The following is a 22,029-nucleotide window of genomic DNA, read 5'->3' as shown; positions in this document are numbered from 1 at the left end:
AACGGACGGCCGCAGGGAGTCAGCCCGATCCCTGTGCGAACGCGAATGCGCTGGGCCGGTTCACATGCTACTCGACGACCGCGCGGCGGATCTCGTCCAGCGAGGTGAGCTCACCCGCGTTGATGCGTTCGCGCACCGACTCGTACTGCTCCTGGGAGGACGCGAACGGGATCTCCCGCCCGTGGGCGTCCAGCAGGCGGCCGTCCACGAACTGGTCGCCGTCCTGCAGGGCGCCGGCCTCCCGTGGGGAGAGCACACGCAGTCCCACGGTGCCCATGCCCATGGCCTCCGTGGTGCGCTTGTGCACGCTGAGCTCGTTGAAGAAGAAGTTCATCACCAGGGCGGCCACCGCGGCGGAGGAGATGCCGGAGGAGAAGATGATGCCCACCCACGCCGGGAACGCGGCGTAGAAGTCCGGGGCCACGATCGGCACCATCCCGAAGGACAGGGAGACCGCCACGATGATCAGGTTCATGCCGCCGCGGTAGTCCACGCGCGCCAGGGTGCGGATGCCCGAGGACATCACGGTGCCGAACAGCACGAAGCCCGCGCCGCCCATCACCGGCAGCGGGATCGCCGCGATCACCTGGCCGAGCACCGGGAGCATGCCCAGCAGCACCATGAACACGCCGCCCAGTGCCACCACGTAGCGGCTCTTGACCTTGGTGATCGCCACCAGGCCCACGTTCTGCACGAACGCGGTCTGGGTGAAGGAGTTGAACACGGGCGCCACGGCGGAGGAGAGCATATCCGCGCGCAGCCCGTCCGCGATGCGCGCGGAGTCGATGCGCGATCCCGTGACCTCGGACAGGGCCAGGATGTCCGCGGTGGTCTCCGCCATGTTCACCAGGATCACGATGCACATGGCCACGATCGCCGCCATGTGGAACGTGGGCGGGCCGAAGTGGAACGGCGAGGGCAGCGCGAACCACGGGCCCTGCCCCACCTGCGAGAAGTCCGCCATGCCCACGGCCCACGCCACCACGGTGCCGACGACGATCGCCACCAGGATGGCCAGCCGGGACAGCACCGCGCCGCCGAACTTGGACAGCAGCAGCACCGCGAGCAGCGTGACCCCCGCCAGGGCGATGTTCGCCAGCGAGCCGTACCCGGGCGCCTTCTCGTCCCCGCCCATGGACCACGACGCCGCTACGGGCACCAGGGTGATGCCGATCGTCGTGATGATCGACCCCGTGACCACGGGCGGGAAGAACCGCAGCACGCGCGCGAAGAACGGGGCCATCAGGAACCCGAACACGGAGGCCACCATGATGGAGCCCATCACGGACTGCATGCCACCGCCCGTGGCCAGCACGGACAGCATGGTGGCGATCCCGGTGAAGGACACCCCCTGAACGAGCGGCAGCTGGCAGCCGATCCGCGGCAGCCCCCACGCCTGCAGGAACGTGGCGAACCCGCCCACGAACAGAGCGGCGGCCACGAGCAGGGCGGTCGTGGCGGCGTCGTACCCCGCGGCTCCGGCCACCACGAGCGGCACGGCGATGAGCCCGCCGTACATGGTGAGGATGTGCTGGACGGCGTAGACCACGGTGCGCCCGGCACCCAGTCGTTCGTCCTCGGGGCGGGTGGCCCGTTCCGCGGTGGGGGCGGGTGCTGCGCTGCTGGACATGAGGATCCTCGATCAAACGGAGTGGAGGTGGCCTCAAGAAGTGTAGGTGGGACGGGCCATGTGCAGTGCTCGCCGGGGAAAACCGACTAATCTACGGGAATGGCCTTTCACGCGGATTCCACCGAACTGGACAACAAGGAAATTCTCACCTGGGAAGGGTTCGGGAGCGCCACCCGCGAACTCGCCCAGCAGATCGTGGACTCGGAATTCGTCCCCGACATCATCATCGCGGTGGCTCGGGGCGGCCTGCTGCCCGCAGGGTCCCTCTCCTACGCCATGGGCGTGAAGCTTTCGGACGCCGTGAACGTCGAGTTCTACACGGACGTGCACGAGACCCTGCCGGACCCGGTGCTGCTCGCCCCCATGCTGGACACCGAGTCCATCAGCGACAAGAAGGTCCTGGTGGTGGACGACGTCGTGGACTCCGGGCGCACCCTGGCCCTCGTTCTCGAGCTGCTGCGCGGCTACGGCGCCGAGTGCCGCTCCGCGGTGATCTACGAGAAGCCCCGCTCCGAGGTCCGCCCCGACTTCTCCTGGAAGTCCACGGACGAGTGGATCGTCTTCCCGTGGTCCGCGCAGGAGCCGGTCACCAAGTCCCGCTGATCCGGACCGCTGGACCTGGCTGAGGTGCAGCCGCCCGGGGCGCCTCCGGCCCGCGGTTTGCCCGGGTCCGTGGTGCCGCGCCCGTGGGGGAGCAGCTTGCCGCCCACCGTGCTTCCTGAGTCTTGAGTGCAGATATTGCCGTCTACTGCCTGGTAGGCGGCAATATCTGCACTTAAGACCGGAACGGGAGCAGGAGCGGCAACCGGGGCCGGCCGGCAGTGGGTCAGTGCTTCACGCGCTCCTGCACCAGTGCTGCGGTGGCCTCCGCAATGGCGCGCTCCTCGTCCGTGGCGGCCACCAGGACCTCGATGGCCGAGCCGGGGGCGCTGATCCGGGCCACGTCCCCCTCGGGGTGCTCGTTGAGCGCGGGGTCCAGGGCGATGCCGAGCGCGCCCAGCTGATCGCACACGAGGGTCCGGAACTCGGGGGAGTTCTCCCCGATGCCCGCGGTGAAGATGAGGGCCTGTGCTCCGCCCACCGCCACGTGGTAGCCGCCGATGTACTTGGACAGCCGGTACGCGGCCATCTCCAGTGCCAGCTGCGCCCGTTCGTCCCCGGACTCCGCGCGCTGCTCCACCACGCGCATGTCCGAGTCCCCGCAGATGCCCTGCAGCCCGGACTCCCCGTTGAGGATCTGGTTCATCTCCTTGGCGCTCATCTCGGGATTGCGCTCCAGCATGGCCGTGACCACGGAGGGGTCCAGGTCACCGCTGCGGGTGCCCATGACCAGGCCCGCGAGCGGTGTGTAGCCCATGGAGGTGTCGAAGGACCTGCCCTCGCGGATCGCGGTGGCGGAGGCACCGTTGCCCAGGTGGGCCACCACGGCGTTGAACTGCTCGCGCGGGATGCCCAGGAACTCGCACGCCTTGCCCGTCACGTAGTCGTGGGAGGTGCCGTGGAAGCCGTAGCGGCGCATCCCGTCCATCTCGTACCAGCTGTCGGGGATCGCGTAGCGCCACGCCTTCTCGGGCATGGAACGGTGGAAGGCGGTGTCGAACACGCACACCTGGGGCATGCCCGGGTAGGTTTTCTGGATGGCTCGCAGCCCCAGCGCGTGGGCGGGGTTGTGCAGCGGGGCCAGGGGAGCGAGCCGCTCGATGGCGCGGATGATCTCGTTGTTCACCAGCACGGGGGCCGAGAACCGCTCACCGCCGTGCACCACACGGTGCCCCGCGGCGTCGATCGTGCGCCCGCCGAGCTCCTCGTCCAGGCGCTGCGCGAGGATCTCCAGGGCCTGCGTGTGGTCCTTGACGTCCGAGGTGCCGATGTTCTCGATCAGCCCCTTGGTGATCACCTCACCACCGGCCATGCCCGCGGTGGCGGTGGCCAGGGGCACGTTCTCGTTGATCGCGGGCATGGAGGACGTGTAGGCGCTGGGCTCGGAACCCTCCGGAGTGACCTCCCGCACCTGGTACTTGATGGAGGAGGAGCCGCAGTTGACGACGAGCACGAGCATGGCAGGATCCTTCGGGATCGGCGGGCGGATGGGCTCCTCCCATGATCTCACGGGAGGCGGGTCTCCGAGCGGCCAGGGGCAATCCCGCGCGGCCCGCCACCTGCGGGGCATCCGGGCCCGGACGCCCCGGTGACAGACCGGTGACAGCCCAGTGACAGGCCGGGGCCAGCCCGGTGACAGGCCGGGGCCCTACCATGGGGAAACACGTGTCCCCCGCTGCAACGGAGCACCCATGGACTGGACCGTCCTCGCAACCACCGTCTACCTGATCATCGACTACAGCATCAAGATCATCGCCATCGGTGTGGTCCCCGAGAACCGGCGGCCGTCCTCCTCCACAGCGTGGCTCATGATCATCCTGGTGCTGCCCGTGGTGGGCCTGCCGCTGTTCCTCATGCTGGGCAGCCCCTACGTGCGAGGGCGGCGGATGCGCATCCAGGAGGAGGCCAACAAGAGCCTCACGGAGGGTCTGGAGCAGTACCCGGACCTGCCCGAGGGTGCAGAGCCCCCGCGGTGGCTCGAGTCCTTCACCCACATGAACCGGCGGCTCACGGGTCTGCCGTGCGTCACGGGCACCCACGTGGAGCTGCTCACGGAGGAGCACGCTGTGATCGCGTCCCTGGTGGACGCCGTGGACGCCGCGCAGGACTACGTCCACGTGGAGGTCTACATCATGGCGTGGGACCAGACCACGGCCCCGTTCTTCGAGGCGCTCGAGCGGGCGGTGCGCCGCGGCGTCGTCGTCCGTGTGCTGCTGGACCAGCTGGGGTCCCGCAAGTACCCCGGGTACCGCAAGCTGGGCAAGCGGTTCGACGCCGCCGGGTTCCAGTGGCGCCTCATGATGCCGCTGCGGCCGTGGCGCGGCGAGCTGCGCCGCCCGGACCTGCGCAACCACCGCAAGCTCGTGGTGGTGGACGGCAACGTGGCGTTCATGGGCAGCCAGAACATGATCGACTCCAGCTACCTCTCGAAGAAGAACATGAAGATCGGGCGCCGCTGGGTGGACATCATGGTCCGCCTGACGGGGGAGATCACCGAGGAGATCGAGGCGGTCTTCGCGGTGGACTGGTACAGCGAGACCAACGAGCAGCTCATGGCGGACACGTTCGTCCCCACGCACGCCCCGGTTCCGGTGACCGGCCCGGACGGCCCGGGCAACTACATGCAGCTGCTGCCCTCGGGGCCTGGCTTCGAGACGCGTCCCAACGAGCGGCTCTTCGCGAGCATGGCCGACGCCGCCCTGGAGAGCCTGGTGCTGTGCAGCCCGTACTTCATCCCGGACGAGTCCCTGCTGGCCTCGGTCACCACGGCCGCGTACCGCGGTGTGCGCGTGGAGCTGTTCACCAGTGAGAAGGCGGACCAGTTCATGGTGGGCCACGCCCAGGCGTCCTACTACGAGGCCCTGCTGGACGCGGGTGTGATCATCTACCAGTACCGCAGCCCCGAGGTGCTGCACACCAAGTTCATGGTGGTGGACCAGGAGATGTCCGTGATGGGCTCCTCCAACATGGACATGCGGTCGATGGGTCTGAACTACGAGATCAGCCTGCTCGCGTTCGGCGGGGACATGGTGGGCAGCCTGCAGGACCTCGCCCAGCAGTACCGGGACGCCTCCACGGTGCTCACCGCCGAGAAGTGGAAGGGCCGCTCTGTGGGGGAGCGCTACCTCAACAGCGTCTTCCGGCTCACCTCCGCCCTGATGTGAGGGCGGGCGACGCCGCCCCCGGTTCTCCCGGGGGCGGCCTCCTCAGAGCGTCTGCGCCTGGATCGCGGTGATGGCCACCGTGTTGACGATGTCGTCCACGGTGCAGCCGCGCGAGAGGTCGTTCACGGGCTTGCGGAGCCCCTGCAGCACGGGACCCACAGCCACCGCGCCCGCGGACTGCTGCACGGCCTTGTAGGTGTTGTTGCCGGTGTTCAGGTCCGGGAACACGAACACCGTGGCCTGTCCCGCCACGTGCGAGCCCGGGAGCTTGGACTTGGCGATCGAGGCGTCCACGGCGGCGTCGTACTGGATGGGGCCCTCCACCTCGAAGTCCGGGTCCGCGGCGCGCACGAGCTCGGTGGCGGCGCGCACTCGCTCCACGTCCTCACCGGAGCCCGAGCCGCCGGTGGAGTAGGAGAGCATGGCCACGCGGGGGTCCACGCCGAACTCGCGCGCCGTCTGGGCGGAGGCCAGGGCGATGTCCGCGAGCTGCTGCTCGTCCGGGTTGGGGTTCACGGCGCAGTCGCCGTAGACCAGCACGCGGTCCGCGAGCAGCATGAAGAACACCGAGGAGACGATGTTCACGCCCTCGCGGGTCTTCACGAACTCCAGGGCCGGGCGGATGGTGTTGGCGGTGGTGTGGGCCGCCCCGGAGACCATGCCGTCCACGTCCCCCAGCTGCACCATCATGGTGCCGAAGTAGGAGCCGTCCAGCATGCGCTCGAGCGCCTGGTCCTTGCTCACGCCCTTGTGGGAGCGCAGCCGCACGTACTCGTCCGCATACTTGTTCCGCAGGGCGTCGTCGTGCTGGAAGTCCACCAGGTCCAGGCCCTCGGCGTCGAAGTCCAACTCGATGCCCTCGGACTGCGCGAGCGCGCGGACGGCCTCGGGATCGCCGAGCACCGTGAGGTCGCAGAAGTTGCGGCGGTGGATCAGCTCCGCAGCGCGCAGGATGCGGGGGTCGTCCCCCTCGGGCAGTACGATCCGCTTGCGGTCCGCACGCGCGGACTCCACGAGCTCGTGCAGGAAGCGCAGCGGCGTGCGCTTGACGGGGCGCGGCAGGGTCAGGCGGCCGGAGAGCTCCTCGCTGTCCACGTGCTCCGCCCACGCGCCGCGCGCGGCGGCGATCTTGCGGGAGTGCGCGCCGGCCAGGGTGCCGCGCGTGGCCGCCACGGCCTGCGCGGTGGTGAACGTGTCCCGTTCGGTGGTCAGCACGGGGAACGGGGCCGCGCTCAGCAGCGAACCCACCGCGCCGGAGGGCCGGAAGCCCCCGGTCAGGAGCATCCCGGCGGGCACCGGCAGCGTGGGCGCCAACGACGACGCCAGGGTTGCCGAGACCACGTCCGTCCGGTCCCCGGGGGTGATCACCAGGTCCCCGTCCGCGATCTGGTCCAGGAAGTTGCCCGCGGTCATCGCGGCCACCTTCACGGCCTTGATGTCGCGGTCCAGGGACGAGGAGTTGAAGTCCGTGCCGTAGCCCTGGGCGTCCACGAGCTCGGCCACGGTGGGGTTGGAGATCGCAGGCAGCTCCGGGATCACGTACGCCGGGAGGTTGTGGTTGCCGGGCTTGGCCTCGCGGCGGATCTGCTCCGCGTGCTCCGGGTCCGCGCGGTTGACGATCACGGCGTAGATGTCGCAACCGGCCTGGCGCAGCTCGGTGCGGGTCACGTCCACGGCGTTGAGCACGTCCTTGACCCGCTCGGACTCGTGGGCGCCGATCACGGCGGCCACGGAGCAGCCCATGTCGTTGGCCAGGCGGGCGTTGAGGTCGAACTCCGCGGTGGCGGCGTTGTGGGCCACCAGGTCGGTGCCGTCCACCACGATCACGTCGCACTCCCGTGCCATCTCGGAGTACACGGCCACGGCGGCGGAGTCGAGCTCGTCGTGCTCACCGGAGGCGAGGATCTCGCGGCAGCGCTCCAGGGAAACCGCCCCCCGGCACCGGGAGTCCGGGAGGTCGAAGGTGCGCTTCATGAGCTGCAGCACCGGATCCTCCTCGGGGGAGGTGCCGTCGAACACCGGGCGGAAGAAGCCCAGGGCGTCCGTGCGCTTGAACATGGTGTCCGTGAGCCCCAGTGCCACCAGCGTCTTGCCGCTCTGCGGCGTCATCGCGGAGATGTAGATGCCCTGCGTCATGGAACGTGCTCCCTCGGTAGCGTCCGGCTGTGCCTCCAAGTCTATGGACTCCCCACACGGCCGGGGGTGAGGGGTAACGCACACCGGGGATCGGTGCCACACTGGTCACATGCTGGTCGCCTTCTCCGTCTCCCCCAGCGGTGGGGACAATCCCGATGCCTCCGTCCACGACGCCGTGGCCGCCGCCGTCCACGTGGTGCGCGAGTCCGGGCTGCCCAACCGCACCGACTCCATGTTCACCACCATCGAGGGTGAGTGGGACGAGTGCATGGCCGTGGTCAAGGAGGCCACCGCCGCGGTCGCCGAGTACGGTCCGCGCGTGTCCCTGGTGCTCAAGGCGGACATCCGCCCGGGCCACACCGGCGAGCTGACGGGCAAGCTGGAGCGGCTGGAGTCCGCGCTGTCCCGCCACGAGCTGGGCCGTTCGCAGGAGCGCCGCGGCATCACCTCGGGTGCCACCGGCTCGAACGGATCCGCCGCATCAGAGGGCACCGCCGGCCCGGAGGGCACCACGAGCTCCGACGCCGTCGGTCGGAAGTGACGGCCCCGCGCACCTCGTGAGCAGGAAGAGCAAGAGCACCAAACGGGCCGGTCGCGCGGAATCCGGCGCCGCGGCGTCGTCGGACGCGCCGGGGCTCGTGGAGCGCACCTGGGTCACGGACACCGGCACCGTGGAGCTGCAGCAGGACACGTACGTGCCCGGCGCGTGGGTGCTGCGGGTGAACGGGGTGCCGTCCTCGCACATCGTCCCGGACCGCCCGGACCAGCTGGAGTTCGAGTACATGCGCTGGTTCTCCACGGTGCTCGAGGACCACGTGTCCTCGCACCTGGATCCCACCACGCTGCGCGTGCTGCACCTGGGCGGCGGCGCGTGCTCGATGGCGCGCTACCTCGCGTGGCGCTACCCGCAGGCGCGCCAGGTGGTCGTGGAGCTCGACGCCGCCCTGGCCACCCTGGTGCGCGAGTGGCTGGACCTGCCGCGCGCGCCGCTGCTGCGGATCCGCCCGGGGGAGGCGCGGGCGGTCACGGAGTCCCTCAGCGAGGCCTCGCGGGACATCGTGATCCGGGACGTCTTCGCCGGGGAGCAGACCCCGGGCCACCTGCGCACGCTCGAGTTCGCGCGCCACGTGGACCGTGTGCTCGCGCCGGACGGGCTGTACCTGCTGAACGTGGGGGACACCCGCAATCTCAAGGGCACCCGGGCGGAGATCGCGGCGCTGCTGGAGATCTTCGAGCACGTGGCCGCGGTCGCGGACGCCCCCATGCTCAAGGGCCGCCGCTACGGCAACGTGGTGCTGGCCGCCTCGCACGCACCCCTGCCCGCAGCCGGGTCCGCCGACGCCGCCGCGCTGGGTCGTGAGCTGCTCGGCGGCTCCCTGCCGGCCCAGTACAAGGACACCGCGTGGTGCCGTGAGCTCGCGGCGGACACCCGGCCGTGGCTCGACAAGCCAGCGGACCCGGTCCCCGAGGGGCCGGACGCGGCCTGACGGGCGGGGCGGCGATACGTGGGAGGTGTCCGCGCGTCGCACGGAAGGTCGCCGAGCACGGCATGCGGGGCAATCGAGCGTGCAGCACGCCGCCCGCGCTTCACGGGAACGGCCCCGTGGGAGGCGACGGGCGGCGTCGTCGTCAGGAGAAGTGGATCAGCTCGCCCAGCCCTCGATCACGCCGATGCCGAAGAACGCCACGAACGCGAGTGCCACCACGTACATGAGCGGGTGGACGTCCTTGGCGCGGCCCTGCACCAGGCGGATGAACACGTAGGAGACGAAGCCCGCGCCGATGCCGTTGGCGATCGAGTACGTGAACGGCATGACCGCGAACGTGAGGAACGCGGGGATCGCGACGCCCAGGTCCGCCCAGTCGATGGCCACCACGTTGCGGGCCATGAGGAAGCCGACCACCACCATGGCGGGGGCCACGGCCTCGAAGGGGACCACGTTGACCAGCGGGGTGAGGAACATGGCGGCGAGGAACAGCACGCCGGTGACCACGTTGGCCAGGCCGGTGCGGGCGCCGTCTGCGATGCCCGTGGAGGACTCCACGAAGATCTGGTTGGAGGACACGGAGCCCGCGCCGCCGGCCACGGCACCGAGGGCGTCCACGAGGAGCACACGGTCCACGTTCTCGATCTGACCGTCCGCGTCCTCGAGCCCGGCCTGGCGGGACAGCCCCACCATGGTGCCCATGGCGTCGAAGAAGATGGACAGCAGGATGGTGAAGATCAGCAGGGCGCACGCGATCCCGCCGAGCTCGCGGAAGGCGTCGATGGGCGCGGCGGAGCCCAGCAGGGACAGGTCCGGAACCGCGAACAGCGCCTCCGGGGAGGACGGCACCACGAGCGACCAGCCGTGCGGGTTGTCCACGGAGGAGCCGCTGGGGGAGACCGCCTCCAGCACGTGCGCCAGGACGGTGGTGAGCACCACCGAGATCAGGATCCCGCCCCTGACGTTGCGCACCATCAGCGCGACGGTCAGCAGCAGGCCCACCACGAACGTGAGGGTGGGCCAGCCGAAGAGCTCACCGCCGGTGCCCAGCTGCACCGGAACGGTGGTGTGGGCGGCGTCCGGGATGCGGCGCACGAAGCCGGCGTTCACGAACCCGATCAGCGCGATGAACAGCCCGATGCCCACCACGATCGCGGTCTTGAGGGAGTCCGGCACCGCGTTGAACACCGCTGTGCGGAACCCGGTGACCACCAGGACCACCATGATCACGCCGGCCCAGATCACCAGACCCATCACCTGCGGCCACGTGAGCCCGGGGTTCGTGGCGATCGTGACGGCCAGGAACGCGTTCACGCCCAGCCCGGCGGCCATGCCGAACGGGGACCTGGCCCACACACCCATGAGGATGGTCAGCACGCCGGCCACCAGCGCGGTCATGGCGGCCACGCGCTCGCCGCCCAGGGTGTTCCCGGCGCCGTCCGGGCCGTAGCCGAGCACCAGCGGGTTGAGCACCACGATGTAGCTCATGGCGATGAACGTGGCCACGCCGCCGCGGACCTCGCGGCCCACGGTGGAGCCACGCTGCGTGATGGAGAAGAAGCGGTCCAGCCCGCCTCGGGGCTCGCTGCGCTGAGCGGGCGGGGTGGAAGACGACATGCAGATCCTCACGGGTGGGCGCTGGCCGCGCCGAACGGGACGGGTGGGGGTGTTTGTGTAGAAATACTACGACGACGCCGCCCGCGCACCGTGCCGCAGCGCCCGCCACGGTCCCCAGTCCGGTGGGGCAGGAGGGCCGGTGGTGCCAGGATCCGGGGCTGCCGCTCCGCCTCCGCAGCCGGCCGCGTGGTTAGGCAGGACTGACCTGAGTTCACTACCGTTGATCCCAGTCCCTGTCTGCACGCGGGATCCGTGTGCGCGTCGAAAGGAATCACCACCGTGACAACCCCCACCTCCCGCCCGCTGCGCGTGGCCGTGATCGGCGCCGGCCCGGCCGGGATCTACGCCGCGGACATGCTCACCAAGACCGAGGCGGTCCGCGAGGGCGAGCTCGAGGTCAGCGTGGACCTGTTCGACCGCTACCCCACCCCGTTCGGTCTCATCCGCTACGGCGTGGCCCCGGACCACCCGCGCATCAAGGGGATCATCACGGCGCTGCGCTCCATCCTGGGCCGCGGGGACATCCGGTTCTTCGGCAACGTGGAGTACGGCCGGGACATCACTCTGGGCGAGTTCCTCACCCACTACGATGCCGTCATCTTCGCGACCGGTGCCGTCAACGACGCCCCGCTGGAGATCCCCGGCGCGGACCTGGACGGCTCCTACGGCGCGGCCCGCTTCGTGGCCTGGTACGACGGCCACCCGGACTACCCGCGCACGTGGCCGCTGGAGGCCAAGGAGATCGCGGTGATCGGCAACGGCAACGTGGCGCTGGACGTGGCGCGGGTGCTCTCCAAGCACGCGGACGACATGCTGGTCACGGAGATCCCGGGCAACGTGTACCAGGGGCTGAAGCAGTCCCCGGTCACGGACGTGCACATCTTCGGCCGCCGCGGCCCCGCCCAGATCAAGTTCACCCCCCTGGAGCTGCGTGAGCTGGCCAAGTCCCGGGACGTGGACATCGTGGTCTACGACGAGGACTTCCAGTTCGACGAGGCCTCCGAGAAGGCCATCACCGAGAACAACCAGACCAAGGTCATGATGAAGACGCTGCAGAAGTGGCGTGAGGACGAGACCCCCAAGACCGCGTCCCGCCGGCTGCACCTGCACTTCCTGCAGACCCCGGACGAGATCCTCGGGGACGAGGACGGCAAGGTCCGTGCCATCCGCATGGAGCGCACGCGCCTCAACGGGGACGCCTCCGTGACCGGCACGGGCGAGTACACCGAGTACCCGGTGCAGGCCGTCTACCACGCGATCGGCTACCTGGGCTCCCCCCTGCCCGAGCTGCCCTTCGACCCCGAGCGCGGGGTCATCCTCAACGAGGAGGGCCGCGTGGTTGAGGCGGACGGCACCCCGGTCCCCGGCGTCTACGCCACCGGCTGGATCAAGCGCGGACCCGTGGGGCTGATCGGCGCCACCAAGTCCGACGCCCTGGAGACCGTGACCCATCTCGTGGCGGACCGTGCCTCCCTGGCCGATCCGGACAACCCGGACCCCCAGGCCGTGGTGGAGCTGCTCGAGTCCAAGGACGTGCAGTACACCACGTGGGACGGCTGGCTCGCCCTGGACGAGTACGAGCAGAGCCTCGGCCAGTCCTCGCACGACGCCGAGGGCAACCCCCGCGAGCGCGTCAAGGTGGTGGAGCGGGACGAGATGATCTCCGTCTCCCGCAACGGCGCGGGCCAGTAGGCCCGCCCCTCACGCATCGTCCACGGGGCGGGGCGGGAAACACCGGGTGCGCCCGGGCTTCCCGCCCCGCCCCGCGGCGTCGGGGCGCGCGGGTGCTGCTGGGGGAACGACGCCGCCAGCACCGTCCCCGGGGTGAGGTGACCTTCCTGCCCCGGCCGGGGGCCGTGCGTGCACCCCCGGTCCGTGCCCGCGGCGTCGACCGTGCGGATCAGACGCCGAGGACGCGGTGGGTGTGCTCGTTGAGCAGCAGCCCGTGGGGGTCCAGCTCCGCCCGCAGTGCCAGGAACTCCTCCCAGCGCGGGTAGAGCGGTGCGAGGTCCGCGGCGGTGCGCGTGTGCAGCGTGCCCCAGTGGGGGCGGCCGCCGTGCTCCACCAGGATCCGCTCCGCGGCGGTGAGGAAGGACTGGCTGGGGCGCCTGCCGTACTGGCGCAGGTTGATCCACCCCGTGTAGCGCCCCGTGGCCGGGGACAGGAACCCGGGGTCCGGCGGAGAGCACCGCACGGTCAGGGGGAACGAGAGGTCGTACACGTGGGCGTCCGCGAGGACCTTCAGCTCCCGCACCGCGGAGGCCGTGGCCTCCAGCGGCAGCGCGTACTCGGCGGCCACGTAGCGCACCGGACGGGCCACCGTGAACACGCTGTAGGACACGTCCGTGTAGCGCCGCGAGCTCTCCGCGAGGGACTCGATGCGGTTCAGCCCGGTCACGGCACGCGGGATCAGGTTCCCCACGCGGCCCAGCCCGGCGGTCAAGGAGGTGCGCAGAACGGCGTCGTCCGCGCGGCGCAGCGCCCGGGAGATCGGTGAGGCGGGGCGCGTGTAGGAGTCCGGGAGGCGGTGCAGGCGGCTCAGGATGCGGGTGTGGGCCGTGGTGGTCCCGGGCATCCAGGAGAACTCGACGTGGTCCGCAGCGGACATCCGTTCCTGCAGGGTGTCCAGCAGCGCACCGAGCGGCTCGCGGAACTCGGCGCAGTGCAGCCGGAACGCGCTGACGCACTGGAGGGTCACGGAGACCACCACGCCCAGCACGCCCAGGTGCACCCGGGCGGCGTCGAACAGGTCCGGGCGGTGGGTCTCCGAGCAGGAGATCAGCTCACCGGTGGGGGTGGCCAGGCTCAGCCCGATCACCTGACCGCCCAGGGACGGCTGCCCCAGGCCCGTGCCGTGGGTGCCCGTGGCCAGCGCGCCGCCCACGCTCATGTGCGAGGAGTCGGGGAGGTTGGCCAGCGCCAGCCCGTGCTGCTCCAGGATCAGATTCAGCTCCTGCAGCGTGGTGCCGGCGAACACCGTGACCCGCTGGTGGTCCTCGTCCACGGAGACCAGGCCCTTGAGGGCGGAGGTGTCCAGCAGGACGCCCTCCGTGGGGACCAGAGGCGCGCAGCTGTGGCCGGAGCCGGCAGTGCGCAGGCTCAGCCCGTGCTCCTGCGCCTCGCTCAGCACGCGCAGCACCTCGTCCGAGGTGGTGGGACGGACCCGCACCGTGGGATCCGCGGTGAGGTTGCCTCCCCAGGACCGCCACGTGCCGTTCTTCACCCGGGCCGTCATGCCCGGTGCTCCGCGTGTGCTCACGGCTCGTCTCCGTTCCGGGGGCGTTCAGCCCCCTCGATCCTCATCCGTGCCGGCACTGCACGTGCCCTCGCCCGCGCCGGCGCACCGCTGACGCTCTGCCTGCGGCGTGCGTCGCAGCCGTCGCGGGCGCCCGGAACCGCGGGGGTTGGCCGTGTCGCGTGGCCGGGACCGCACGGTGCGGGCCTGACGTGCGCCGCGGCGTCGTCGCAGCGATCCGGACGTCCCCATCATCTCACCGCAGCCCCGCCGCCGGTGACCGGGTGGCTAGGCTGGGAGCAGGAATCCACGGTCGGGGAGGGAACAGCAGTGAGGGCACCAGACGCCGAGATCATCGTGGGAGTGGACGGCTCCGAGCAGAGCCTGGGCGCCCTGCACTGGGCCGCACGGGAAGCACGGCGCCGCGGCGCACCGCTGCACGTGGTCACCGCCTACACGGTGCCCATGATCGGGGGGTCCACGTTCGACGTGGGCTACGCCGCGTTCGACGACGCCGCCATGAACCGCGCCGTGGAGGAGCTCGTGGCTGACGCCCGACGCCGCGTGGCCGAGCTGGACGTGGAGGTCCGGTCCACGGTCCAGGCCGGGGACCCCTCCGGTGTGCTCGTGGACCTCAGCAGGGATGCGCAGCTGCTGGTCCTGGGGTCCCGGGGCCACGGGAGGTTCCTGGGCCGGCTGCTGGGTTCGGTGTCCACGGCGGTGCCCGCCCACGCGCACTGCCCCGTGGGGATCATCCCCCTGCAGTGGGGCACCGACTACCGGGTCAGTGAGAACGTGAGCCGCCGCCCGGCTTTCGTGGACGGCGTGACGGTCGGCTCGGACGGCTCTCCGCACGCGAGCGCCGCCATGCTGTGGGCCGCGGACGAGGCGGAGCAGCTGGGGGTGCCGCTCACGGTGCTGTGCGCCGCGCCCTCGGATGCCGGGTCCTACGCCTGGCTGCCCTCTCCCGTGGACTTCGACGACCTGCGCGGTGAGGTGCGGGCCGCTCTGGACGTGTGCGTCCAGTGGCTGCGCGGCCACTTCCCGGGGCTCGAGATCACCGGGGAGCTCGCGGACGGATCGCCCATCGACGCCCTCGTGGAGCGCTCCGCCCGGAACCAGCTGGTGGTCACGGGCACGCGCGGTCGCGGCGGGTTCGCGGGCATGCTCCTGGGCTCCACGTCCCAGGGGGTGCTGCACCACTGCACCGGGCCGGTCATGATCGTCCCGTCCTTCGAGGACCCGCGGCTGGCGGACCGTCCTGAGGTGACGGTCTAGGGCGCAGCTGTCCGCACTGGGTGGTTCCCGCCCGCGTCATTCGCGAGAGGAGGGCCGCTGCCCCGGGCACACCGTTCCGTGGCGCACCGTGACGGGCCTCAGCCCCGCTGGACGTTGCCCGGGGAACCGGTCGGGTCCGGCTGGGCCACTCTCATCCGGAAGGGCCGTCTGCGTGCGTCCGGTCCGCCCCATACCCGGTCGGGGTGACAACGGGAGTGTTCGTCCAGGGCGCCTGCAGGATCAGTGCCCCGGATCGGCGGGGGCCGGGGATGTTTGTGGAACGGGTGGTTTGCCTCTAGGATGTTGGAGGTCCATCGTCCCATGGTGCCCTGTGTGCTGTCGGACGGAGTTCTGGCCCCCATCGTCTAGCGGCCTAGGACACCGCCCTTTCACGGCGGCGGCACGGGTTCGAATCCCGTTGGGGGTACGGTTTCCACTCGGAGCACCGCCGGGAACACGATTTGCACAGTGAGTCGTTCATCCTGGTAGGATATCCACTCGTTGGAAACAACCAAGGCCCTGTAGCGCAGTTGGTTAGCGCGCCGCCCTGTCACGGCGGAGGTCGCGGGTTCAAGTCCCGTCAGGGTCGCTCAGGCGGCGATGAAAAGGCAACTTTTCGCGCCGTCGCGGCATATTACCGAGAGGTTTCCTCCCGGTGCGTGCCTGGCTCTGTAGCTCAGTTGGTAGAGCGTACGACTGAAAATCGTAAGGTCACCGGATCGACGCCGGTCGGAGCCACTGAACCCTCGCGTGGCTTCTACACGCGGGGGTTCTTTGCTGTCCGGGGTGGGTGCGCCATCCTTCTCCGGGACGAACGGGGCACCGGACCCCCATCCCCGCGTGGCGGGAACGACGACGCCCGCCGTCTCTCCAGCCCCGCGCGCCGTGCGTGCGCGCACCTGGCCCCCAGCCCACACCGAGGTTGCGGGCCTACGGTGGACACTGATGGACGGGGCTCAGGGCAGTGGGCTCCGCGCGGAAGAGGGAGCTGGCCATGCAACAGCGGATGCGCGTGCTGTGTGCCACCACGGTGCTGGCGGCACTCTCCGCCGGTCTGACCGGATGCAGTGCCCAGAGCCCCTCCGGCGCGGCCCTCGAGACCTCCGCCCCAGCCCCCAGCCCCACGGTCACGAGTACCCGGCCCACGGCCTCACGCTCCGCGTCCCCCGCGAGCACGCAGGAGTGCTTCGACGTCGCCGAGGCCGTGAGCGGGGTCGAGCTGCTGCCCCTGAGCCATGACAGCGAGCACGAGAGTCAGGACGCCGGAGCCCTGGACGAGGCCCGCGCCTCCGCGGACCAGATGTTCGCCCAGCTGCCCTCCGCCGTGCAGCCGGCCTTCGACCAGGTGGAACGGATCCTCGACGGCGCCGGTGAGGCCCTGGAGCCCTCCGAGGCCGCCAAGATCCAGCAGGCCCTCGCCCCCGCCGACGCCTGGCTGCAGTCCCACTGCTCGGCGAGCCCGGGCTCCACCGCATCCGGATCGGCAGCGCCCACGGGCTGACCCCGCCCGGGAACACGGGCTGTCCCCGCCCCGGGAACACCGGCTGACTCCGCCCCGGGTGCACAGGTTGACCCCGCCCCGGGAACACCGGTTGACCCCGTCCCGGGCGCACGGCGCATCCCGCGCCGCCACGCACACCGGGAACCGGGGTCAGAGCCTCAGAGTTCCAGCCACACCGCGCTGTCCACGGTCAGGCGGTTGCCGATCACCGCGTCCTGGCCACTCGTGAGCAGCAGTGTGCCGCGCGAGAGCTCCGCGATCTCAGCGTCACCCTCCCCGAGGTTCGCCGCCACCAGCACCGTGCGGCCCTCGCTCGTGCTGAGCAGGTACGCCAGCACACCCTCCGGACCGTCGCTCAGCTCGTGCCACGTGAAGTCCGCGGTGCCCAGACCCAGTTCACCGCGCACCCGCAGGGCACGCCGGTAGAGGTTGAGCGTGGACTGCGGATCGCCCTCCTGGTGGTCCACCGTGATCTCGCGGAAGGACTCCGGCTGCGGCAGCCACGGGTTCGGGCCGAAACCCAGCCCCTCGCCCACGGGAGACCAGGGCAGAGGCACCCGAGCGCCGTCGCGCCCCAGCTCCGCGCCCGCGGTGCGGTGGAACGTGGGATCCTCGCGGGCGGCGTCGGGAAGGGACGTGTGCTCGGGGAGGCCCAGCTCGTCGCCCTGGTAGACGTACGCCGAACCCGGCAGGGACAGCTCCACCAGCGCGGCGGCGCGGGCCCGGCGCAGGCCCTGGCCGTGGTGCGGCTGCTCGTCCTGCGCGCCGATGCCGTTGGGGTAGGCGGTGCGCGAGCCCAGGCCGTAGCGGGAGGCGTGACGCACGGTGTCGTGGTTGGAGAGCACCCACGTGCAGGGCGCACCCACCTCGTAGTAGGCGCGCAGCGAGGCGTCCACGGTGTCCCGCATCCGGTTTCGGTGCCACCCGGAGATCAGGAAGTCGAAGTTGAACGCCTGCTGCGCCTCGTCCGGGCGCACGTAGCGGGCCAGCCGGGGAGCCGGGCCCACCCACGCCTCGACCACCAGCATCCGGTCCCCGGGGTACTCCTGGAGCACGCGGTGCCAGTCACGGTAGATCTCGTGCACGCCGTCCTGGTCGAAGTACGGGCCGGTGTCCATGGTCTTGGTGGGCTCGTGGGCGTCCCCGGTGCCATCCTCCTCGGCGGTGCCCTCCACCATGTGGACCTGCTCGTCCCAGTCCGGGAGGCCCTCGGCCTTGATCATCCCGTGGGCCACGTCCACCCGGAAGCCGTCCGCCCCGCGGTCCAGCCAGAACCGCAGGATGGCGCGGAACTCCTCCCACACCTCCGGGTTCTTCCAGTCCAGATCCGGCTGGGAGGAGTCGAAGAGGTGCAGGTACCACTGGCCATCCGCCACACGGGTCCACGCGGAACCGCCGAACAGGGACTTCCAGTTGTTGGGCGGCAGCTCACCGTCCTGGCCCTTGCCCTCCCGGAAGATGTAGCGAGCGCGCTCCGGGGAACCGGGGGCCGAGGCCAGAGCGGCCCGGAACCACTCGTGGTCCTCGGACGTGTGGTTGGGCACCAGGTCCACGATGATCTTCAGGCCCAGCCGGTGGGCCTCCTCACGCATGCGGTCGTAGTCCTCCAACGAACCGAAGCGGGGATCCACGGTGCGATAGTCCGCGACGTCGTAGCCGGCGTCGTGCTGCGGCGAGAGGTAGAAGGGGGAGAGCCACACGGCGTCCACGCCCAGCCGCTTGAGGTACGGCAGCTTCTCCGTCACGCCGCCCAGATCACCCATCCCGTCCCCGTTGGAGTCCTTGAAGGAGCGGGGGTACACCTGGTAGATCACGGCGTCGCGCCACCACTCGGAACCGGAGGGGGCAGGGAAGGAGGTCTGGGAGAAAGTCACGCACTCCAGGCTACCCACGCACGCCTGCCACGGGCCAAAGGCGCCACACCCGTGTAAGGGGTGGATGCCTCCCCGCGTCCTGGTCACCGGACCGCACACCCGAGCCCGATTGCCACCCCGCGCAGCCCTGATCCCGCCCCGCAGCCGCTCCCACCCCAGGCCCACCCCCGCCCGCTGCATTTACTCCGTCAGTGCAGAAATCAGGAGCCCCAGCTGCATTTGCTCCACTAGGCAGCGTCCACAGCTCGGGGTGAGCATGCAGAGGGGCGGTGGATCCCCGGCCAGAGGGTGTGTGGGGCAGGGCTGTGGACAACCCGCCCCGGTCAACGGATCACCTACCTACAGTTCGGGCATGGTGTTGTACCAGCAGCGTTCAGCCCCGTTTCTTCCTGAGCCACTGGTGGTTCCCACGGCGGAGACCGGCCGACGCGCTTCACAGTTGCTCGGCAGCCCGGGCGTGCAGCGACTCGCGCGGGGATTGTGGGTGCTCCGGGACGAACCGCTCACAGCGGTGGAAAGAGCTGTTCTCCTGCAGCGGCATCTGTGCCGGCCCGAGTCCGGGCTTCTGGTGAGCGGCTTGCACGGGCTGGAGCTGCTGCGGCTCCCCGTGGGCGGAAGTGAGGCTTGGGTGCAGGAGGTGCTTGCCCGGCCCCACCAGTCGCGCGGTCCACGCCAGGGGGCGTTCGGTGCTTCCTCACTGAACGCCGCGAACCACTGCGTTGAGCTGCTCTGGACTGATCACCGTGCCCAGTCCAAGCAGGAGGGAGTGCGCATTGCCATGTCTCACGGTCTGCCCAGCCTCGTGGGCCCATGGGGCAGCAGGGTTGCCCACCCACTGGAGATGCTGTCCCGGATGAGCGCCGTGCTGTCTCCGTGGCGGATCACCGCGTGCCTGGACGCGCTGCTGTCCACCCGGTTCGTCATCCCTGGCACGTCCCACCCGGTGCAGTTCACGCGAGAGCAGTTGGAGGAGAGTCTGGACCAGCTCCCGCCTGCCGCTCGAGGCGTCATCCGGCTGCGCCGCGCGTGGCGTGATGCCCGGTCACCGTGCTGGTCCGCGGCGGAGACTCTGACCCGCCTGATCATTGCCCGGCACGACCTGCCCGAGCCGTCCCTGAACTACCAGGTGACGGTCGCGGGGCGCACGTTCTTCCTGGACCTGGCATGGCCGGGTGCACGAACGGCCGTGGAGTACAACGGCGGCGTCCATGCTCGTGAGGTGTCCCAGTACCGGGACGAGATGTACCGCCTGTCCCTCCTGCGAGACGCAGGGTGGGACGTCTCGGTCCTCACATGGGACGACCTCCGCTCCCCGACCCGCAGGATGACGTGGCTCTCGCGCGTTCAACGGGGCCTGGGTCGCCCGCGCCGTGCTCTCTAGTGGAGTAAATGCAGCCGTACGGGCTGGAATCTGCATTAGCGGAGCAAATGCAGCAGCTGCAGCACATGCCGCGCAGGTTCGTGCACCGGCGGGGGCGCCTCTCCCCGGGTGCGGCGCTTCCCTGGTGCGGAGACCAGGGAGGGCGACGGCGCTCGGTTCTGCTTCCGAGGGTCAGTTCGCCTGCTGCAGCTGCGCCAGCGGGGCCCAGCGCCTGAAGATGCGCCGCAGCGCCGCCGTCGCGGATCCGAGGTCCCCCTCATGGAGCAGGTCCAGGGCGTCGGCCATGTCCTGCGGGGACTCGTCCGGCTGGATCCGGTCCGCCAGGGAGCCGTAGTCCAGACTCACCAGGGAAGCGGCGCTGAAGGATCCCAGCCAGCGGCTCAACCGGATGAGGTCCTGGGCGAAGGCGGCGGCCTGTCGGGCTTCGTCCGGGAGGTCGTCCTCGGGGGCGCCGCCGGAAACGGCCCGTCCGGCGTCGTCGACGATCTGTGCGGCCTGGAGGGTGCGCTGCGCGGCGGCGTCCGCTGGGACGATGAACCGGTGGATCTCGTGCCCGGAGTGCTGGGACGCCACATGGTCCGCTGGGGTGAAGGCCGCGAACCAGGCCAGGGGGATCGCGTAGGCGGCCTCTCGGGTGTAGACGGGCTGGAAGGCCTCGCTGGAGGTGGCCTTGGCGGCCTCCGCCACCTCCTGCTCAGGGACCAGCAGGGGCAGGAGCTGGGCGCTGTCCTCGTTCTCGGCGGCGGTGAACAGGCGCAGGGAGCGGCGCAGGCGCTGGGTGGGGTGGAACACGGGGAAGTCCCCCGGGTGGTTCGGGGACGCGCCGGGTACCTGCCCGGCACCGCCCGGGGAGGTGCCGGGTAGCCGCCGCGCCCCGGCCGGTGCCGTGGAGAACGGCATGGTCCACAGGGGTTCGCGGGCCGGGGGCAGAAGGGACTGGGAGGTGTCCGCGATGCGGGCGAGCTGCTCCGAGAACTCGTGCACCCCGCCGGTGAAAGGGTCCAGGGCGCGGGGGATGCCGGGGGCGTAGTGGGCGTCCAGGTCCTGCTGGGGGACGTAGACGCGCAGCGCGAACCGCACGGGCGGGCCCGTGATGCTGCGGTAGGCGCTGCCCGCGTTGATCAGGGGCACGGGGTCAGTCGATCTCTATCACGACGGGCGCGTGGTCCGAGGCGCCCTTGCCCTTGCGCTCGTCCCGGTCGATCCAGGCGTCCTGCACTCGGGCGGCCAGTGCGGGGGAGCACAGCTGGAAGTCGATGCGCATGCCCTCCTTCTTGGGGAACCGCAGCTGCTTGTAGTCCCAGTAGGTGTAGACGCCGGGGCCGGGGTGGCGCGGGCGCACGACGTCCTGGTAGCCGGCGTCCTCGATGAACGCGTGGAACGCCGCGCGCTCCGGCTCGCTGACGTGGGTGTAGCCGCCCTCCTTGAAGAGCTGGATGTCCCACACGTCGTCGTCCTGCGGGGCCACGTTCCAGTCGCCCACCAGGGCGATCTGCGCGTCCGGATCGTCCTGCAGCCACTGCTTGGCGTGGCCCTCCAGCACGCGCAGCCACTCGAGCTTGTACGGCATGTGGGGGTCCTCCAGGCCGCGCCCGTTGGGCACGTAGAGGGACCACACGCGCACGCCGCCGCACGTGGCGCCGATCGCGCGGGCCTCCTGCGCGGGCTCCTGGCCGGGCTTGCCGAACGTGGGCTGGTCCGGGAAGGTCCGCTCCACGTCCGTGAGCCCCACGCGGGACGCGATCGCCACGCCGTTCCACTGGCTCACGCCGAAGTGCGCCACCTCGTAGCCCGCGAACTCGAAGAGCTCCCACGGGAAGTTCTCGTCCTTGGCCTTGGTCTCCTGGATGGCCAGCACGTCCACGTCCGAGCGGTCGAGCCACGCCTCGATGCGGTCGGCCCGGGCGCGGATGGAGTTCACGTTCCACGTGGCAATTCTCATGGGCTCCACCGTAGCCACCCGCGCGGCACCGGAGAAACCGGTGCAGGGCGGTCCGCACGGGCCGGGGTTGGCGCAGGCACGGGGCACGACGCCGCTCGGCCGCCTTCCATGCACGGGGCCGGTGCGGCGCGCGGGGCGGTCGGTCCTCACGCCCCCCTGCGCCAGGGGGTGGGCGCCGTCACCG

At 70.7% G+C, this 22,029-nt stretch carries 15 protein-coding genes, 3 tRNA genes and 1 pseudogene; 11 read left to right on the top strand and 8 right to left on the bottom strand.

The genetic code is table 11. The features are described from left to right. Positions 1–67: 67 nt before the first annotated feature. Positions 68–1,630, bottom strand: coding sequence for a nucleobase:cation symporter-2 family protein (locus tag HMPREF2833_RS07000; protein WP_059281667.1), 1,563 nt, complete (start codon positions 1,628–1,630; stop codon positions 68–70). A gap of 99 nt (positions 1,631–1,729) precedes the next feature. Between HMPREF2833_RS07000 and HMPREF2833_RS06995 the strand changes: the two genes are divergently transcribed. Next, positions 1,730–2,233, top strand: a complete 504-nt coding sequence (locus HMPREF2833_RS06995; protein ID WP_039101528.1) for a phosphoribosyltransferase — start codon at positions 1,730–1,732, stop codon at positions 2,231–2,233. A 223-nt stretch (positions 2,234–2,456) separates the two neighbouring features. Here HMPREF2833_RS06995 and HMPREF2833_RS06990 read toward each other — a convergent pair whose 3' ends face one another. Then, positions 2,457–3,689, bottom strand: a complete 1,233-nt coding sequence (locus HMPREF2833_RS06990) for an acetate/propionate family kinase (RefSeq protein WP_047979030.1) — start codon at positions 3,687–3,689, stop codon at positions 2,457–2,459. A gap of 232 nt (positions 3,690–3,921) precedes the next feature. Here HMPREF2833_RS06990 and cls point away from each other — a divergent pair, with 232 nt between their 5' ends. Then, a complete protein-coding gene (cls, locus tag HMPREF2833_RS06985) occupies positions 3,922–5,394 on the top strand; it encodes a cardiolipin synthase (RefSeq protein ID WP_070637105.1) in 1,473 nt (490 codons plus the stop codon). Between the two features lie 42 nt (positions 5,395–5,436). On the opposite strand, the gene pta is transcribed toward cls, so the two are convergent. Next, positions 5,437–7,530 (bottom strand): phosphate acetyltransferase, encoded by a 2,094-nt coding sequence (pta, locus tag HMPREF2833_RS06980; RefSeq protein WP_070637103.1) that lies wholly within the window; start codon positions 7,528–7,530, stop codon positions 5,437–5,439. A gap of 109 nt (positions 7,531–7,639) precedes the next feature. Between pta and HMPREF2833_RS06975 the strand changes: the two are divergent. Both HMPREF2833_RS06975 and HMPREF2833_RS06970 read left to right on the top strand, forming a co-directional pair. Continuing rightward, a pseudogene (locus HMPREF2833_RS06975) lies at positions 7,640–7,939 on the top strand (MTH1187 family thiamine-binding protein); the annotation flags it as partial. A 148-nt stretch (positions 7,940–8,087) separates the two neighbouring features. Next, positions 8,088–9,017, top strand: coding sequence for a spermidine synthase (locus tag HMPREF2833_RS06970; RefSeq protein ID WP_059281671.1), 930 nt, complete (start codon positions 8,088–8,090; stop codon positions 9,015–9,017). A 156-nt stretch (positions 9,018–9,173) separates the two neighbouring features. Here the strand turns inward: HMPREF2833_RS06970 and HMPREF2833_RS06965 are convergent, their stop codons facing one another. Then, positions 9,174–10,634, bottom strand: coding sequence for an NCS2 family permease (locus HMPREF2833_RS06965; RefSeq protein WP_070637100.1), 1,461 nt, complete (start codon positions 10,632–10,634; stop codon positions 9,174–9,176). Between the two features lie 252 nt (positions 10,635–10,886). On the opposite strand from HMPREF2833_RS06965, the gene HMPREF2833_RS06960 reads away from it, so the two are divergent. Continuing rightward, positions 10,887–12,326 (top strand): FAD-dependent oxidoreductase, encoded by a 1,440-nt coding sequence (locus tag HMPREF2833_RS06960; RefSeq protein WP_083310952.1) that lies wholly within the window; start codon positions 10,887–10,889, stop codon positions 12,324–12,326. A gap of 208 nt (positions 12,327–12,534) precedes the next feature. Here HMPREF2833_RS06960 and HMPREF2833_RS06955 read toward each other — a convergent pair whose 3' ends face one another. Beyond that, on the bottom strand, positions 12,535–13,893 hold the full coding sequence (locus tag HMPREF2833_RS06955) for a D-arabinono-1,4-lactone oxidase (protein ID WP_246829092.1): 1,359 nt from the start codon (positions 13,891–13,893) through the stop codon (positions 12,535–12,537). A 306-nt stretch (positions 13,894–14,199) separates the two neighbouring features. On the opposite strand from HMPREF2833_RS06955, the gene HMPREF2833_RS06950 reads away from it, so the two are divergent. From HMPREF2833_RS06950 to HMPREF2833_RS06930, 5 genes are all read left to right on the top strand, one after another. Next, positions 14,200–15,147 carry a universal stress protein gene (locus HMPREF2833_RS06950; RefSeq protein WP_070637098.1) on the top strand — a complete coding sequence of 316 codons (948 nt, stop codon included), beginning with the start codon at positions 14,200–14,202 and terminating at the stop codon, positions 15,145–15,147. 354 nt (positions 15,148–15,501) lie between these two features. After that, positions 15,502–15,574: transfer RNA gene (locus tag HMPREF2833_RS06945), tRNA-Glu, on the top strand. 88 nt (positions 15,575–15,662) lie between these two features. Further along, positions 15,663–15,736: transfer RNA gene (locus HMPREF2833_RS06940), tRNA-Asp, on the top strand. A gap of 76 nt (positions 15,737–15,812) precedes the next feature. After that, positions 15,813–15,885: transfer RNA gene (locus HMPREF2833_RS06935), tRNA-Phe, on the top strand. A gap of 256 nt (positions 15,886–16,141) precedes the next feature. Further along, entirely contained in the window at positions 16,142–16,648 is a 507-nt protein-coding gene (locus HMPREF2833_RS06930) for a hypothetical protein (RefSeq protein WP_059280744.1), read from the top strand. A gap of 158 nt (positions 16,649–16,806) precedes the next feature. Here the strand turns inward: HMPREF2833_RS06930 and HMPREF2833_RS06925 are convergent, their stop codons facing one another. Further along, entirely contained in the window at positions 16,807–18,522 is a 1,716-nt protein-coding gene (locus HMPREF2833_RS06925; RefSeq protein WP_047979468.1) for a glycoside hydrolase family 13 protein, read from the bottom strand. An 853-nt stretch (positions 18,523–19,375) separates the two neighbouring features. Between HMPREF2833_RS06925 and HMPREF2833_RS12690 the strand changes: the two genes are divergently transcribed. After that, positions 19,376–19,903, top strand: coding sequence for a hypothetical protein (locus HMPREF2833_RS12690; RefSeq protein ID WP_246829091.1), 528 nt, complete (start codon positions 19,376–19,378; stop codon positions 19,901–19,903). Positions 19,904–20,074: 171 nt separating this feature from the next. Here the strand turns inward: HMPREF2833_RS12690 and HMPREF2833_RS06915 are convergent, their stop codons facing one another. Both HMPREF2833_RS06915 and HMPREF2833_RS06910 read right to left on the bottom strand, forming a co-directional pair. Beyond that, on the bottom strand, positions 20,075–21,034 hold the full coding sequence (locus HMPREF2833_RS06915; RefSeq protein WP_070637096.1) for a DUF8083 family protein: 960 nt from the start codon (positions 21,032–21,034) through the stop codon (positions 20,075–20,077). A gap of 4 nt (positions 21,035–21,038) precedes the next feature. After that, on the bottom strand, positions 21,039–21,845 hold the full coding sequence (locus tag HMPREF2833_RS06910) for an exodeoxyribonuclease III (protein ID WP_039102296.1): 807 nt from the start codon (positions 21,843–21,845) through the stop codon (positions 21,039–21,041). Positions 21,846–22,029 lie beyond the last annotated feature (184 nt).

It is taken from the genome of Kocuria sp. HMSC066H03 (assembly GCF_001812045.1).
GTDB lineage: Bacteria > Actinomycetota > Actinomycetes > Actinomycetales > Micrococcaceae > Kocuria > Kocuria rhizophila.
The sequence above is the reverse complement of the archived record's forward strand: the minus strand, read 5'-3'. Positions and strand labels throughout refer to the sequence as shown.

What these genes read in the sequence shown, in the direction of transcription:
- HMPREF2833_RS06910 (WP_039102296.1), bottom strand. Translation starts at nt 21,845, where the DNA reads ATGAGAATTGCCACGTGGAACGTGAACTCCATCCGCGCCCGGGCCGAC.
- HMPREF2833_RS06995 (WP_039101528.1), top strand. Translation starts at nt 1,730, where the DNA reads ATGGCCTTTCACGCGGATTCCACCGAACTGGACAACAAGGAAATTCTC.
- HMPREF2833_RS07000 (WP_059281667.1), bottom strand. Translation starts at nt 1,630, where the DNA reads ATGTCCAGCAGCGCAGCACCCGCCCCCACCGCGGAACGGGCCACCCGC.
- HMPREF2833_RS12690 (WP_246829091.1), top strand. Translation starts at nt 19,376, where the DNA reads ATGAGCGCCGTGCTGTCTCCGTGGCGGATCACCGCGTGCCTGGACGCG.
- HMPREF2833_RS06965 (WP_070637100.1), bottom strand. Translation starts at nt 10,634, where the DNA reads ATGTCGTCTTCCACCCCGCCCGCTCAGCGCAGCGAGCCCCGAGGCGGG.
- HMPREF2833_RS06930 (WP_059280744.1), top strand. Translation starts at nt 16,142, where the DNA reads ATGCAACAGCGGATGCGCGTGCTGTGTGCCACCACGGTGCTGGCGGCA.
- HMPREF2833_RS06990 (WP_047979030.1), bottom strand. Translation starts at nt 3,689, where the DNA reads ATGCTCGTGCTCGTCGTCAACTGCGGCTCCTCCTCCATCAAGTACCAG.
- cls (WP_070637105.1), top strand. Translation starts at nt 3,922, where the DNA reads ATGGACTGGACCGTCCTCGCAACCACCGTCTACCTGATCATCGACTAC.
- pta (WP_070637103.1), bottom strand. Translation starts at nt 7,530, where the DNA reads ATGACGCAGGGCATCTACATCTCCGCGATGACGCCGCAGAGCGGCAAG.